The sequence below is a fragment of the Spinactinospora alkalitolerans genome, assembly GCF_013408795.1.
GTDB classification, from domain to species: Bacteria; Actinomycetota; Actinomycetes; order Streptosporangiales; family Streptosporangiaceae; genus Spinactinospora; species Spinactinospora alkalitolerans.
In genome coordinates, this window is sequence record NZ_JACCCC010000001.1 from 5158967 (window position 1) to 5174785 (window position 15819).

Here is a 15819-nt window from a genome sequence, read left to right on the forward strand (position 1 = left end):
TGGCGCGGATCACACGCTAGACGATTCCCGCCCGGTTGCATACCATCCGGTCGGTATAGACCGAAAGGGGAACCCCGGCACCATGGGATTCGACACCGTTCTCGTCGCCAACCGGGGCGAGATCGCCGTCCGCGTGCTGCGGGCAGCCGCCGACCTGGGACTGCGCACGATCGCGGTGCACACCGCCGACGAGCCCCGCGCCCCGCACGCGCGCCGCGCCGATGCCGTCCGCCCGCTGCCCGGCTCCGGCGCCGCCGGCTACCTCGACGGCGCGGCGGTCCGCGCGATCGCCCGCGACGCCGGCGGCGCGGCGGTCCATCCCGGCTACGGGTTCCTCAGCGAGGACGCCGGCTTCGCCGCCCGCTGCGCCGAGGACGGGCTGACGTTCGTCGGCCCGGACCCCGGCGTGCTCGCGCTGTTCGGCGACAAGGCCCGCGCCCGGGGTCTGGCCGGCGACCTCGGCATCGCCGTCCCCGAGGGCACCCGCGGCGCCACGGACCAGGAGGAGGCCGCCGCCTTCCTGGCCTCTCTGGGCCCGGGCGGCGCCGTCATGGTGAAGGCGTGCGCGGGCGGCGGCGGGCGGGGCATCCGCGCGGTGCGCTCGGCCGACGAACTCGCCGACGCCTACCGCGACTGCGCGGCCGAGGCCGCGGCCGCCTTCGGCCGCGCCGACCTCTACGTCGAGCGGCTCGTTCCCCGCGCCCGCCACGTCGAGGTGCAGCTCGTCGGCGACGGAACCGCGGTGACCCACCTGTGGGAACGCGACTGCACCATCCAGCGCCGGCATCAGAAACTGGTGGAGATCGCCCCGGCGCCCCGGCTGCCCGAGCCGCTGCGGGAGCACCTGCTCGACTGCGCGGTCCGCATGGGCGAGGCGGTGGGCTACAGCGGGCTGGGAACGGTGGAGTTCCTGGTCGACACCGATGCCGTGGCGGCGGGCGCGGACCCCGCGGCGTGCGCGGTGTTCATCGAGGCCAACCCGCGGCTGCAAGTGGAGCACACGGTCACCGAGCAGATCACCGGGGTCGACCTGGTCGCGGCGCAGTTGCGCATCGCCCGGGGCGCGACGCTCGCCGACGTCGGGCTGTCGCCGCGGCGGCGCCCGGAGCCCGACGGCTGCGCGGTGCAGGTCCGGGTCAACCTGGAGGCGCAGGCCGCCGACGGGTCGCCCCGCCCCTCGACCGGGGCGCTGACCGCCTTCACCCCGCCGACGGGGCCGGGCGTGCGGGTGGACACCCACGGCCACACCGGCTACCGGGCCGGGCCCGGCTACGATCCGCTGCTGGCGAAGGTCATCGTGCACGCGCGCGGCGGCTCGGTCCCGCCCGGACCGCCCGACGCCCACGCCGCGGCCCTGGCCAGGACCGAGCGCGCGCTGGGCGAGTTCGAGGTCGCCGGCGCCGACACCAACATCGCGCTGCTGCGCGCCGTCGTCTCCCACCCCGACGTCCGGGAGGCCGCGGCCACGACGACGTTCGTCGCCGACCACCTGGCGGGGCTGCGCGAACGCGCCCGCACCCTTGAGGCGGCCGCCGCGGAGGCCGCGGGGACGGAGGGCGCCGGGGCCGAGGGCCGGGACACCGGGCCGGAATCCGGCGGCCTCCCGGTGCCCGAAGGCCACGTCGCGGTCCGCGCGTCGATGCCGGCCACCGTGGCGGGGATCGACGTCGCGGAGGGGGCCGAGGTCGCGGCCGGAGCGCGGCTGCTGGTGGTGTCGGCCATGAAGATGGAGCACGTCGTCACCGCCGCGCGAAGCGGCGTGGTGACCGAGGTCCGCGTGGCCGAGGGCGCCACGGTCGTCGAGGGCGAGCCCCTGGTCGTCATGCTGGAGAAAGAGGTCGCCGCCGAGGCGCGGGGCGCGCGGCGGGAGATCGATCCCGACGCGATCCGCCCCGATCTCGCCGAGGTCCGCGCCCGGCACGCCGCGACGCTGGACGGGGCGCGTTCGCAGGCCGTGGCGGAGCGGCACGGCACCGGACGACGCACCGCGCGGGAGAACATCGACGACCTGTGCGACGCCGGCAGCTTCACCGAGTACGGCCCGCTCGTGCTGGCCGCGCAGCGGCGCCGCAGATCCCCCGAGGAGCTGGCCGAGAAGAGCCCGGCCGACGGCCTGGTGACGGGACTGGGCCGGGTGAACGGGGAGCTGTTCGGGCCCGAGCGCACCCAGGTCGCCGCGATGGCCTACGACTACACGGTGATGGCCGGTACCCAGGGCCACCTCAACCACCGCAAGATGGACCGGATGCTCGACCTCGCCGGACGGCGGCGGCTGCCGGTCGTGCTCTACGCCGAGGGCGGCGGCGGGCGGCCGGGCGACACCGACACCACGACCGTCTCCGGGCTGGACGTCACCACGTTCCAGAGCCTGGCCGGGCTCTCGGGGCTGGTTCCGCTGGTCGGGATCGCGGCAGGGCGCTGCTTCGCCGGGAACGCGGCGCTGCTGGGCTGCGCCGACGTCGTCATCGCCACGGCCGACTCCACGATCGGCATGGGCGGCCCGGCGATGATCGAGGGCGGCGGCCTGGGCTCCTACGCACCGGAGGAGGTCGGCCCGATCGGGGTGCAGACGGCCAACGGGGTCGTCGACGTCGCGGTGGCCGACGAGGTCGAGGCCACCGATGTGGCACGGCGCTACCTCGGCTACTTCCAGGGCGACGCCGCGCACTGGGAGGCCCCCGACCAGCGGCTGCTGCGGCACGCGGTCCCGGAGAACCGGCTGCGCGCCTACGACGTGCGCCGCGTCGTCGAGACCCTGGCCGACACCGGTTCGGTGCTGGAGCTGCGCCGGCACTTCGGCGCCGGCGTCGTCACGGCGCTGGTCCGGATCGAGGGCCGCACCATGGGGCTGGTCGGCAACGACCCGGCGCACCTGGGCGGCGCGATCGACGCCGACGCCGCCGACAAGATGGCGCGCTTCCTTCAACTGTGCGACGCCTTCGACCTGCCGGTGGTCTCGCTGTGCGACACCCCCGGCTTCATGGTCGGCCCGGAGGCCGAGCGCACCGCGACGGTGCGGCACTTCGCCCGGTTGTTCGTCAACGGGGCGAACCTGTCCGTCCCGATCTGCACGGTCGTGCTGCGCAAAGGCTACGGTCTGGGCGCGCAGGCCATGGCGGGCGGGAGTTTCCGGGCCCCGATGGCCACGGTGGCCTGGCCCACCGGGGAGATCGGCGCGATGGGCCTTGAGGGCGCGGTCCGGCTGGGCGCGCGCCGCGAACTGGAGGCGATCGCCGACCCCGAGGAGCGGCGGCGCAGGTTCGAGGCGCTGGTGGCCGCCTACTACGACTCGGGCAAGGCGCACAACGCCGCGACGGTGTTCGAGCTGGACGACGTGATCGATCCGGCCGAGACGCGCCGGTGGATCACCACGACGTTCGCCTCCTTCGCGCCCCCGCCCCGCGCGGCCAAGAAGCGGACCCACATCGAGACGTGGTGACGGAGCGCTCACCGGGAGCCGGAATCGCGGCCGCACGGGCGCACTGTGCATACCACCTGGTCGGTATGCTCGGTTGGCGAGTGTTTCCTCTGGATGGAGAGAGCGACCGATGCGAGCGATTCAGATCACCGAGTTCGGCGGCCCCGAGGTCCTCGGCCTCGCTGACGTTCCCGAGCCCGAGGCGGGCCCCGGTGAGGTGCCGGTGGAGGTGTCCCGGGCCGGGGTGAACTACGCCGACACCCACCAGGCGGAGAACTCCTACCTCTCCCAGACCAGGCTGCCCCTGGTGCCCGGCAGCGAGATCGCGGGCCGCACCCCCGACGGCCGCAGGGTGGTGGCGATGGTCAACGGCGGCGGTTACGCCGAGCGCGCCGTCGCCGACGCCAATCTCGTTTTCGACGTCCCCGACGGCGTCGACGACGTGGCCGCGCTGGCCCTGGTCGTCCAGGGCGCGACGGCCTGGGTGCTGCTGCGCAAGAACGTGCGGCTGGAGCCGGGCGAGTCCGTCGTCGTGCACGCGGCGGCCGGCGGTGTGGGATCGCTGGCGGTGCAGTTGGCCAAGGCGTTCGGAGCGGGCCGGGTGATCGCCACCGCGAGCAGCGCGGAGAAGCGGGACCTCACCCTGGAGTTGGGGGCCGACGCTGCCGTCGACTCCACGACCCCCGACATGACCGCGGCCCTCACCGAGGCCAACAACGGCCGGCGCGTGGACGCGGTCCTGGACATGACCGGCGGACGCGTCACCGACGAGAGCGTCCGCGCGCTCGCGCCGTTCGGGCGCCTCGCCTTCTACGGCATGGCCGGCCGCGAGGCCCCCAAACCCATTCAGCTGCCCAACCTGATGCGCCACTCCACGGCGGTGAGCGGCATGTGGCTGCCGCACGCGTTCCTGCTGCCGGGCGGCGTGGTGCACGCGGCGATGGCGGAGATGTTCGACCTGGTGGCCAAGGGCGAGCTGCGCGCGGTCACCGGCGGCGAGTACGCCCTGGCCGACGCCCGCGCCGCCCACGAGGACCTGCGCTCCCGCCGGACCACCGGCAAACTCGTCCTGGACCCGACCCGGTAGGCGCGGCGCCGGGACGCGACCATGGTTTCGGCGCGCGGTGAAGAAACGGGCCGCCGTGCCCGCCCGCCTCGGCCACCGAGGGCGTGAAACACCGGCCACAGGGGCGTGAACCCCAACCCAAAGACTGAACGCACACCGCCGCCCTTGGGCGCCGGGCCGAAACCGCGGTGTCGGTCTGTGTCCACGGTGTCGGCGTGCGCTTCGCGCGCGTGAGGGCGATTTTGCGTCCATGGGCCTTCGGCCACGCGAGAGCATCGCCCACCCGCGCACCATCCCTCCCGGGGCGGGCCTTGAGAGCTCCCTGGAACCGAGGCTTCCTTCACGGCCTTGAACGGGTCTTCAGCCCTCTGGGGCCAAGGCCGTCAGTGCCCGGCGGCGTCCAGCAGAGGCAGGAGGGTCCGGCCCGCGCGGTCGAGTTGGGTGGGGACGTCGCCGGGCGGGCACAGCACCACGGCGTCGGCGCCGGCCCGGTAGAGCTCGTCGATCCGCTTGGCGCAGTCCTCGGGCGTGCCCACCACCGCGAGCTCGTCGATCCAGGAGTCGGGGAGGGCGACGGCGCGCTCCTCGGCCGACAGGTCGGCCATCTCCCGGATCTGCTCGCCGAAGTCGAGCGGGGCGAGGTGGGCCGCCCAGGACGGCTCGGTGACGACGGCCGCGATCGCCGGGCGCAGCGCCGCGCGGGCGCGGTCGGGGTCCTCGTCGACGTGGAACCACGTGTAGACGCCGATCCGGTGCGGTCGGCGCGGGTCGCTGTGCCCTTCGGCGATGGCCCGGCGCGCCGCGGCGATGTAGGCGGGCGTGGCCGGTTCGGCCAGGAGGGTGCCGTCGGCGTGCCGCCCGGACACCTCCAGCGACTTCGGGCCGCGCACGCCCGCCACCACCGGGGGCGGCACCGGCGGCGGGAATTCCAGGCGCACCCCGTCAAGCTGAACGTAGCGCCCCCGGGTGCTCACCGTCTCGCCCGCGAGCAGGGCGCGCACCGCGTCGAGATGCTCGGCGAGCGCCGTGAGCGGGGAGGCCGGTGCGGCGCCGATCTGGCGCATCCAGTCCGGCATGCCGTGCCCCATTCCCGCGATGAGGCGGCGCGGGTGCGCCTCGGCCAGCGCGGCCAGCTCCATGGCGGTGAACGCGGCGTTGCGGGCGACCGCCGGCAGGATGCCGATGCCGACCTTGACGCGTTCGGTCACGGCCAGCGCGGTCGCGGCCGCGGCGATCCCTCCGGCGAAGAAGCAGTCCTCGACCAGCCACAGCTCGTCGAACCCGGCCTGCTCGACTCCGCGCGCCAGCGGGGTCAACTCCGAGAGGGGCAGCCGGACGGGAACTGGAAGCCGATTTCGGGACGGGCCATGGAGAACTCCTCCACTCGGGAATCCGCTCGACGGAGCCGACCCTACGCCGGGCGCGGCCGGCCCGGAAGGGCCCGCGCGGCCCCCACGCGAGGGCCGGGAGCGAGGCGCTCCCGGCACCGGCCCCGGCGGCCGCCGGGGCCTCGCGCTCAGCAGCCGGCGAACTCCGTGAGGACGGCGTACTCCGGCCGGTCGGTCTCGCCGCGGTTGGCCATGGCGATCGCGAACATCGGGGCGCAGGCCCGGCACCAGTCGAGCAGCCGCTCGGGCGAGGAGCCGATCGCCGGGGCGAGGATCCCGGCGCGGCGCTCGATCTCGGTCACCGACTCCGCCTTCCACAGCGGCCAGTCCACCGCGTCGGCGGCCGCGTCGCCCACGCAGGCGCGCGGGTCGACCGCGACCAGGCCGCGGTCGGGCCCGCCGTCCAGCACGTTGCCGGGGTGCAGGTCGCCGTGGAGCGGCGCGACGTTGTCCTCCGAGGCCGCCAGCGCCCGGGCCCGGGCGTGGGCGTGGTGCAGCACCGAGGCCGGGACGACGTCGGCGGCCGGGCCGTCGGAGCGGTAGTGCTCCCAGAGGCTGAAGACGAAGTTGATGCGGCTGTGCAGCGGGTGCAGCTCCCGCAGTTCCCGCTGCGGGATGTCGGCGGAGTGCAGGTCCTGGATCAGCTCGGCGATCGTCTCCATGGGCGGGACCTCGCCGATCTGGGAGACGGTGCGGCCCGGCTCGATCGCCTCCAGCAGCAGGCCGCCGAGCCGTCGGTCGGACTCCCAGACGGCCGGCACCCTCCTGGTGTCCTCCCACAGCCGCAGGATGCGGGCCTCGGAGGCGGCGAGGCCCGGATCGGGGCTGATCTTGAGCATCGCCGCGGTCCCGTCGACGCGCCGGCAGCGCAGCACCACCGACGTCTGCCCGTGCGGGGTGGGACCGTCGATGGTGAGCTTCCACTCCGCGGCGAACTCGTCGACGAGGGCCGGAAGCCCGTCCAGCCAGTCACACGCCTTGCCGCCGAACCGGCGCACCAGCCTCTCCCGCTGCTCGTCGTCGACCAACCGCGCTGTGACGTCGCTCATGAAACCACCTTCCCGGCCCCATCGGGTCCGGGGCTCTTCGTCGCATCACCGGCCCGTTCATCGAGGGCATACGACTGTCCTTCCCCCTCAGGCCCGCGCGCATGCCCGCGGTCCGCGGATCCCTGCGCGGGAACCGCGGCCGCGCGGGGACGCGGCCTGGACCGCCCCGGTCTCCCCTCGCTCGCGCGCCTCGTCCGGCGGTGTCCGGCGGCGCCCCGCCGGGTGGTGACCTTCGGGCCCTGCGCCGCCGGTCAGTACCGCGGTCCGTGCGGGGGCCGGGGCCCGTGCGGGGGCGGACCGTAGGGGGAGGGCCCCTGGTGGGGCGGTTGGTGGAGCCCCTGGTGGGGCGGTGTCTTCGGCTTGCTCGCGCGGACGACGGCCCATACGACCAGGGCGACGAGGCCGCACAGCACGAGCAGCACGATGGCGAGGATCGGTAGCGCTGAACTCATTGTGCGACTGTAGCGGCCCGGTCTCCCGACAGCGCGGGGGCTCCGGCCGCCGGCCGGAGCCCCCGCATCCCGCAGGAGGTGTATACCTCGCCCATCCCCGAGGAGGCGACCTCCTGGACACCGAGAGTACCCGATCGGCGACTCCGTGTCGGACCGGGTGTCGCGCACCTACGCCGCCAGCCGCGCGGTCGCGGCGCGGTGCTGGGCGAGCAGGGTGTCCACGACGATGGAGGCGGACCCCAGCGGTGCGGTCACGGCCGTGGCGCCGAGGTCGCCCAGCCGCTCGCGTTCGGCGCCGTCGACCAGTTGCCAGGCCGCGACCGCCACCCGGGGGCGGCCGTTGCGGCGCAGCCGGGCGACCGCGTCGGAGACCGACGGCGCCCACGCGCTGAGGTAGCCGACCTGGACCGGCGACTGGACGCGGCGGCTGAGCATCCGCGCCACGGCGGCCACCTGGCGGCGCTCGTCCTGGGCCGGCGTCCCGTCGGCCGCCAGCACGACGCCGTCGCCCTGGCGCCACCCCGCCTCGGCCAGCCGCCGCGCGAGGTCGGCGACGATCGAGGGGACGGCGCCCAGCGGGGCGGTGGCGCAGGCGTCGAAGCGGCCGTCGAGGTCCAGTCCCGCGAACAGCTCGGCGCTGGCCAGATCTCCCCCGGCGAGAAACGCGGGCACCACCACGAGCGGGCCCTCGACCGCGTCGACGGTGGCCGCGACCTCCGGTCCGGGGCCGAACGCCGGCACCACGGGGACCTCGTCCCGGCGCGCCACGGCGTCGGCGAGGTCACGCAGGCCCTCCGTGCGCTGCGCGTCGTGCGAGTCGTCGGCTACCAGAACCATCGTCGGAACCATGTCCGTCTCCTTAGAATCGCCGAGAACGCCTGCCCGATATCGGAGAAGCGTAATGACCACGGGTTTCGGGTGAATGAAGCACTGTTACGCACGTGAAAACAGCGCCTAATGGCAGCGTTTGACCAGCACAAAGAGGCGGCAAAGATCATTCCGGCCGGTAGCGGAGAGTGGTCGGGGGAACTCATCACCCACACGACCAGCGCTCACATTCACACCAAGCCGAGACTATACGGCGGAATTCCTTTTTTCCACGGCACTCCACTGTTACGCCCATCACTCCCTCCACACTCGGCCGATCCCCCGGGTTTCCGGCATCCCGGACCCGGGCGGGCCGACGCCGCCAATCCCCATCCTCTCTGGAGAGCTCACGAACACCGTGTAAGGACAATTGGATCTCGATGCACCAGGGAAAACAGGAATACCCTTTCTGGCGCCGAAAATAACCTCGGCGCGGGATTCCGCTTTGCGGATCATCGACCGGAAGGGCCATCGTCCTTCCTGCAATTGCGCAAGCGTTTTCCCGCGTATCGGACGCGTCTCCTTTTTCATCGCATCTTCGCAGGTCAAGGAGTGTGAAACCTGGAGGGAAGGGCCTATCGTCACCTTCTCGTCGCCTTAACCCACCGTTAGGGTTCCCGCGGCCACAGTTGGTTTCGCGATCGGCGGCCGCACGCCGCCACTGGATCGACCGACCGGCTGTGGAGGCTCTCGTGACGCTGGACGACGTGCGACTCGCGGCGGCGCGCCCCGGGTCCGCGGCCCGACCGGACCCCGGGCGGCGGCTGCGGGTGGCGATGTACTCGCACGACTCCCAGGGCCTGGGCCACACGCGGCGCAACCTCGCCATCGCCACCGCGCTCAGCGGCCTGGACCCGCGCCCCGACGTCCTGCTGCTCACCGGCACGCCCGAGGCCGCGGCCCTGCGCCGCCCGCCGGGCTGCGACCTCGTCGGCCTGCCCGCACTGGGCAAGGACGACCGCGGCGGGTACACGGCCCGCAACCTCTCCGCCGACCTGTCCGAGCTGCTGGCGCTGCGCTCGGCGATCCTGGCCTCGACGCTGCGCTCCTTCCGGCCCGACCTGCTCGTCGTGGACAAGCATCCGCGCGGGGCGTTCGGGGAGCTGGAGCCCGCGCTGCGGACGCTGCGGCCCGGCCGCGCCCGGACCGTCCTGGGCATGCGCGACGTCCTGGACTCCCCGGCCTCGGCGGCCGACGACTGGATCCGCTGCCGGGGCTCGGCCGCGCTGCGCCGGTGGTTCGACGCGGTGTGGGCCTACGGCGACCCCGCGATCGCCGACCCGACCGCCGCCCTGGAACTCCCTCCCGACCTGGCCGGCATCGTCACCCACACCGGCTACCTCGCGCACGGCCGCGAACCCGCGCCCACCGCCCCGAACCCGGAGCGGGGTCCGTTCGTGCTGGGGCTGTGCGGCGGCGGCTCCGACGGCGTCCGGCTGGCCGAGGCCTTCACCGCCGCGCCCCTCCCCCGGGGCGTCCGGGGCGTCTTCATCACCGGCCCGCACATGGCCGGGGAGGAGCGGGACCGGCTGGCCGCCGCCGGCGCGCGCTCCGGCGTGGCCGTCCACGCATTCGCCCCCGACGTCGCGCCGTGGCTGGACCACGCCTCGGCCGTGGTGTCGATGGGCGGCTACAACACCGTCTGCGAGGCGCTGGCCCGCCCGGCGCCGCTGCTCGTGGTCCCGCGCGTCGAACCCCGCGCCGAGCAGCTCGTGCGCGCCCGCGCCATGGCCGGCGCCCGCCTGCTGGACATGCTGCACCCCGACCGCCTGACACCGGCCGACCTGGGCCGCTGGCTGCGCGGCGCGCTCGCCCGGCCGCGGCGGGCGCGCACCGGCGTCGACCTCGACGGCCTGGCCCGCGTCCCCGGGCTCGCGCTCGCCCTGACCGGCCGCCCGGCGCCGCTCGCCCGGAGCCTCCGATGACCCCCGCCACCGCCCGACCCGGGAGGACCGCCATGCCGCCCCGTGCCCCGGCGCACCGCATCGGCTACGTGCTCAAGATGTACCCGCGCTTCTCCGAGACCTTCGTCGTCACCGAGATCCTGGCCCGCGAGGCCCGCGGCGCCGACATCGAGATCTTCTCGCTGCGGCTGCCCACCGACGGGCGCTTCCACGAGAACCTGGCCCTGGTGCGCGCGCCGGTGACCTACGTCCCCCACGCCAGGGTCCGGGCCGAGGAGCTGTGGGGACTGCTCGGCCGACTCAACGCCGCGCTGCCGGTGCGGGGCGGCGCGCTCGCCGAACTGCTGGCCGCCGACGCCGACGACGCCGCGCAGGCGATGGAGCTGGCGCTGTGCGTCACCGCGAACGGCATCACCCACCTGCACGCCCACTTCGGCTCGGTCGCCACGACGGTGGCCCGGCTGGCCGCCCTCCTCACCGGGGTGACCTACTCCTTCACCGCGCACGCCAAGGACATCTTCCACTCCTCGGTCTCGCATGCGGACCTGGCGGCCAAGCTCTCCTGCGCCCACCACGTGGTGACCGTCAGCGACTACAACGCGGCCCACCTGGCCCGGTCGCACGGGAGCGCCGCCTCCGGGGTGCGCCGCGTCTACAACGGCGTCCACCTGCCCGACTTCGGCTACGCCGACCCCGCCGAGCGGCCCCCGCTGATCGCCGCCGTGGGCCGGCTGGTGCAGAAGAAGGGCTTCGACGTGCTCGTCCAGGCCTGCGCGCTACTGGCCCGGCGCGACGTGCGATTCCGGTGCCGGATCGCCGGAGCCGGCGCGCTCGCCGGCGACCTGGCCGACCGGATCGAGCGGCTCGGCCTGACCGGTGCGGTCGAGCTCGCCGGCCCCCTCACCCGGGCGCGGGTGCGCGAGCTGGTGAGCGGCGCCGCCGTGCTGGCGGCCCCGTGCGTGGTCGGCTCCGACGGCAACACCGACGGCCTGCCCACCGTGCTGCTGGAGGCCATGGCGCTGGGCACCCCGTGCGTCTCGACCGATGTGACCGGCGTCCCCGAGGCGGTGCGCGACGGCGAGACCGGCGTCGTGGTCGGCCAGCGGGACCCGGCCGCCCTCGCCGACGCGCTGGCCGCGCTGCTGACCGACCCGGCCCGCCGCGTCCGCCTGGCCCGTGCCGCCCGCGCCCTGGTGGAGCGGGAGTTCGACGCCGCGGCGCAGGCCCGGCGCCTCGACGCCCTGCTGCCGGTCCCCGCGCCCCCGCTGCCCGCGGCCGGGCGCGGCGCGACGGCCGTGGTGGCCTGACCCGGCACCGAAGGAGGAGGCACCGTGCGAATCGCCTACGTCTGCGCCGACCCCGGCGTCCCGGTATTCGGGAGCAAGGGGGCCTCGATCCACGTCCAGGAGGTGCTGCGCCGCCTCCTTGCCCGCGGGGCGCGGGTCGAGCTGTTCTGCATGCGCACCGGGGGCCCGGCACCGGCCGACCTGGCCGGCGTCGCCGTCCACGAGGCCGCCCCGGCCCGGGCGGAGGACACCGGGCGGCGCGAGCGCATGACGATGCGGGCCGCCACGGCGCTGGAGGGGCTGCTGCGCCGCGCCGCGCCGTTCGACCTCGTCTACGAGCGCTACGCGCTGTGGGGCGGGTTCGGCGCGGAGTGGGCGCACGCCTCGGGGGTGCCGGGCGTGCTGGAGGTCAACGCCCCGCTGATCGAGGAGCAGGCCGCGCACCGCGGGCTGGTGCACCGGCGCGCCGCGGAGGCCAACCTCACCCGCACCCTGGCGGTCGCCCCGACCGTCGTGTGCGTGTCCGGGCCGGTGGCGGCATGGGCGCGCGAGCGCGGTGCGGCGGCGGAGCGTGTGCACGTCGTCCCCAACGGGGTGGACACCGACCGGTTCCGCCCGGCGCCCGCCGAGCCCGCGGGACCGTTCACGGTGGGGTTCAGCGGCTCGCTGAAGAGCTGGCACGGCGTGCACGCCCTGCTGGACGCGTGCGCGCCGCTGCCCGACGACACGCGGCTGCTGCTGGTCGGCGACGGCCCCGAAGGCGGGGCGCTGCGCCGGCGCGCCGCCGAAGGGCGCCTCGCCGGACGGGTGGAGTTCACCGGCGCGCTCCCGGCCGACCGCGTGCCCGCGCAGTTGCGGCGGATGCACGTGGCCGCGGCGCCCTACCATCCCGGGGCCGGGCGCTACTTCTCCCCGCTGAAGGTCTACGAGTACCTGGCCGCCGGGCTGCCCGTGGTGGCCGGCGACATCGGCCAGAACGCCGAGGTGGTCGCGCCCGGCCGCAACGGCGTGCTGGTGCCCCCGGGAGACGCGGGGGCGCTGGCCGGGGCACTGGCCGACCTGCGCGGCGACCCGGCCACGCGCACGCGGATGCGCGCCGCCGCCCGCAGGACCGCGCTCGGCCACACCTGGGAGGCGACCGTCACCCGCATCCTGGCGGCCGCCGGCGTGCCCGCCGAGGCCCACCCCTGAAGGGACCCCCATGCCACGACCGAAGGACCTGCGCGAGTCCCTGCCGGGGCTGCGCCGCATCCTGGGGCGCATGCGCCCGCACATGCACGACCAGAGGACGCTCGTGGCCGGCGGGTTCATCGCGCTGTTCACCGAGGTCGCGTTCCGGCTGCTGGAGCCGTGGCCGCTGAAGATCGTCATCGACGCGGTCGTCCTGCCGCAGGCCGCCGCCGGGCCGCGCCTGCTGCTGATGCTGGCGCTGTGCGGGGTGACGGTGGTGGCGTTCGCGGGGATGCGGGCCCTGGCCGCCTACCTCATGACGACGGCGTTCGCGCTGGTCGGCTCGCGCGTGCTGACGCGCGTGCGCGCCGAGTTGTTCGCGCACCTGCAGGGCCTGTCGCTGCGCTACCACCAGGGCGCGCGCTCCGGCGACCTGCTGACCCGGCTCACCGGTGACGTCAACCGGCTGCAGGAGGTCGCCGTGACGGTCGCGCTGCCCATGGTCGGCAACGTGGTGACGCTGGTGGGGATGAGCGTGGTGATGCTGGTGCTGAACTGGCAGCTCGCCTGCCTGGTGCTCGCGCTGTTCCCGGTGTTCGTGCTGTTCGGCTCGCGCGACTCCCTGCGGATCAACGGCGCGGCCCGCGAGCAGCGCCGCCGCGAGGGGGAGCTGGCCGGCGGCGCGGCGGAGGGGCTGGCCGCCATCACGGTCGTGCAGGCCTACGGGCTGGAGCCGGAGCAGCAGAGGGCGTTCTCAGCGAGCAACGACGAGAGCCTGGTCTCCGGGGTGCGGGCCACCCGGTTGTCGGCGGGCCTGGAGCGCCGCACCGACCTGCTGGTGGGCATCGCCACCGGCCTGGTCGTCACGGCCGGCGGCTACGCGGCGGTGATCGGGCACCTCACCCCCGGCGAGCTCGTGGTGTTCGTGACCTACCTCAAAAGCGCGTTCAAGCCGATGCGCGACATGGCCAAGTACACCGGCAGGATCGCCAAGGCCGCGGCCAGCGGGGAGCGCGTGGCCGAACTGCTGTCGGCGCGGCCCGACATCGTCGACGGCCCGCGCCGCGCCCCGCTGCCCCGCGTCGGCGAGGTCGCCTTCGAGGACGTGAGCCTGGGGTACGGCGCCGGCCGCTGGGGGCTGCGCGGCCTGGACCTGCGGGTGCCCGCGCGCACCCGGGTCGGCGTGGTCGGCCCGTCGGGCTCGGGCAAGTCGACCATGGCCTCCCTGCTGCTGCGGCTGCAGGACCCGACCGGCGGCCGGGTCCTGGTGGACGGCCTGGACCTGCGCGACCTGCCGGTGGCCGCGGCCCGCTCCCAGGTGGCGGTCGTGCTGCAGGAGTCGGTGCTGTTCGCGACCACGATCGCCGAGAACATCCGGCACGGCGACCGGGCGGCGAGCGACCGCGAGGTGCTGGCCGCGGCCCGCGCGGCCAACGCCCACGACTTCATCTCGGCACTGCCCGACGGCTACGACACGGTGCTGGGCGAACGCGGCGCCACCCTGTCGGGCGGGCAGCGGCAGCGGATCGCGATCGCGCGGGCGATGCTGCGCCGCTCCCCCATCGTCGTCCTGGACGAGGCGACCACCGGGCTGGACCCGGAGAACCAGCGGGAGGTGCTGGGAGCGCTGGCCGAACTGACCAGCGGCCGCACGGCGTTCATCATCTCCCACGACGCCGACGCCGTCGCCGACTGCGACCTCATCGTCGCCGTCCACGGCGGCCGGGTGCTGCGCCAGGGACCGCCCGGCGAGGTGCTGCCCGGACTGCGGGCCGTCGGCGCGGACCTCGATCCGGGCACAATCGGCACACGGCCGATCACGAGGAGGACGAACGGTGTTGCAGGCGGCGGACGTTGAACTCGTTGACCGCGATCCCGGCGTTCCCGGGCTGGGCGCCGTGCTCGACCCGGAACCGCTGATGGAGAGGCTGACCGGGCCGCTGCCGCCCGGAGCGGAAGGACCCGCGCGGGTGCGCACCGACTACCTGCGCTACAAACCGGGGACGGGCGTCACCGGCACGCTCGTGCTGGAGTACCCGGGCGCCGGCGTCCGCTTCGCCCGCGTGACCGCGCTGGCACCGGAGCCCGGCGGCGGGAAGCTGGACAAGGAGATCGACTACGCCCGCCGACGCGGCGGTCGAGCCCCGGACCACCGGGTCGACGTCTCGCAGCTCTCGGTGCCCGAATGGGACGGGCCGATCGTCGACCGCGGCCTGTCCCTGGTCGTCGTCCCGCCGCTGGACGACCGCGGTGTCCCCGCCGTCCGGCACTTCGCCGCGGCGCCCGAGGCGTTCACCTCGCCCGGCGCGCGACGGGTGCGCACGCTGCGCTACAAGCCGGGTCGACGCTGGGTGGGTCGGGTCGACGACGCCGAGGGGCGGCCCACGCACGCGGTCCGCTGCCGGGCGGGGTCCGTCAACGTCGCCGCGCACATCGCGCTGGCCGGCGCGGGACTGCCGGTGCCCGACCTCACCAGGATCAGCCGCCACGGGGTGCTGGCCACCCGGTGGATCCCGGGCGAGTCGATGGAGGCGCTGCTGGAGGCCGGCGGCCGGGAGGCGGCGCGCGCGCCGCTCGCCGGGGCCGGGGCGCTGCTGGCGAGGGTGCACGGGGTCGCGACGCCGCGTGAGCTGCCGGCGGTGGAGACCGGGAGCGAATTCGGCGAGTCCGGCGCGCTCGGGGGGCTCGGGGGCGCGGTGCGCGCGGTCACGGCGCTGCTGCCGGGCCTGGAGGAGCGGACGGAGGCGCTGGCCCGCGCGTGCGCGCCGGTCCTGACCGACCCGGCCGCGCCGCGGACCCTGGTCCACGGGGACTTCTCCGCCGACCAGGTCCTCATCGGCGCTTCGGGGCTCGCGCTGATCGACCTGGACCGGGTCCGCGCGGCGAATCCGGCCGTCGACCTGGCGAGCTTCGCCGCCGCCGAGATCGCGGCGGGCCGGACCGCACCGGGAACCGCCCCGGCCGCGGCGCTCGGCCCGCTGCTGGAGGGCTACCTCGCGACCGCGTCGGCCGCTGCCGCCGACCGCCTGCGCCACGACCTGCCCGCCCACACCGCCGCCGCGCTGCTGCGCCGCGCGACCGACCCCTTCCGGCACCGCGCCCCCGAGTGGGACAGCCGGGTCCGCGCCCTGATCGCGGCCGCCGAGGCGTCACTTCCCCGCCGATCTTGACCGTGAGTTTCAACCTCGACCATCGGGGGTTTTGGAGCCTCAGCCGAAG

At 75.3% G+C, this 15819-nt stretch carries 11 protein-coding genes; 7 read left to right on the plus strand and 4 right to left on the minus strand.

Annotated features, from left to right (window positions below):
• The first annotated feature begins 82 nt into the window (after positions 1-82).
• Entirely contained in the window at positions 83-3439 is a 3357-nt protein-coding gene (locus tag HDA32_RS23035) for an acetyl-CoA carboxylase family protein (protein WP_179645183.1), read from the plus strand.
• Positions 3440-3548: 109 nt separating this feature from the next.
• Positions 3549-4505, plus strand: a complete 957-nt coding sequence (locus HDA32_RS23040; RefSeq protein ID WP_179645184.1) for a quinone oxidoreductase family protein — start codon at positions 3549-3551, stop codon at positions 4503-4505.
• 362 nt (positions 4506-4867) lie between these two features.
• Here HDA32_RS23040 and HDA32_RS23045 read toward each other — a convergent pair whose 3' ends face one another.
• From HDA32_RS23045 to HDA32_RS23060, 4 genes are all read right to left on the minus strand, one after another.
• Positions 4868-5800: an LLM class flavin-dependent oxidoreductase gene (locus HDA32_RS23045; RefSeq protein WP_218882563.1), complete on the minus strand. Its 933-nt coding sequence runs from the start codon at positions 5798-5800 to the stop codon at positions 4868-4870.
• 200 nt (positions 5801-6000) lie between these two features.
• Positions 6001-6921: an aminoglycoside phosphotransferase family protein gene (locus tag HDA32_RS23050; protein ID WP_179645185.1), complete on the minus strand. Its 921-nt coding sequence runs from the start codon at positions 6919-6921 to the stop codon at positions 6001-6003.
• Between the two features lie 251 nt (positions 6922-7172).
• Positions 7173-7373, minus strand: coding sequence for a hypothetical protein (locus HDA32_RS23055; protein ID WP_179645186.1), 201 nt, complete (start codon positions 7371-7373; stop codon positions 7173-7175).
• Between the two features lie 168 nt (positions 7374-7541).
• Positions 7542-8222: a sirohydrochlorin chelatase gene (locus tag HDA32_RS23060; RefSeq protein ID WP_179645187.1), complete on the minus strand. Its 681-nt coding sequence runs from the start codon at positions 8220-8222 to the stop codon at positions 7542-7544.
• A gap of 710 nt (positions 8223-8932) precedes the next feature.
• Here HDA32_RS23060 and HDA32_RS23065 point away from each other — a divergent pair.
• The 5 genes from HDA32_RS23065 to HDA32_RS23085 are packed head-to-tail and all read left to right on the plus strand — an operon-like array spanning position 8933 to position 15770.
• Positions 8933-10165 (plus strand): glycosyltransferase family protein, encoded by a 1233-nt coding sequence (locus HDA32_RS23065; protein ID WP_179645188.1) that lies wholly within the window; start codon positions 8933-8935, stop codon positions 10163-10165.
• A gap of 32 nt (positions 10166-10197) precedes the next feature.
• Complete coding sequence (locus HDA32_RS23070; protein WP_179645189.1) at positions 10198-11451, plus strand: glycosyltransferase family 4 protein; 1254 nt, start codon at positions 10198-10200, stop codon at positions 11449-11451.
• Positions 11452-11475: 24 nt separating this feature from the next.
• Positions 11476-12621: a glycosyltransferase gene (locus HDA32_RS23075; protein WP_179645190.1), complete on the plus strand. Its 1146-nt coding sequence runs from the start codon at positions 11476-11478 to the stop codon at positions 12619-12621.
• Positions 12622-12631: 10 nt separating this feature from the next.
• A complete protein-coding gene (locus tag HDA32_RS23080; RefSeq protein WP_179645191.1) occupies positions 12632-14458 on the plus strand; it encodes an ABC transporter ATP-binding protein in 1827 nt (608 codons plus the stop codon).
• The gene (locus tag HDA32_RS23085) at positions 14436-15770 is read left to right on the plus strand and encodes a phosphotransferase family protein (protein ID WP_179645192.1); all 1335 of its coding nucleotides are present in this window, start codon (positions 14436-14438) and stop codon (positions 15768-15770) included. The genes HDA32_RS23080 and HDA32_RS23085 overlap by 23 nt, the downstream gene beginning before the upstream one ends.
• The last annotated feature ends 49 nt before the right edge of the window (positions 15771-15819 follow it).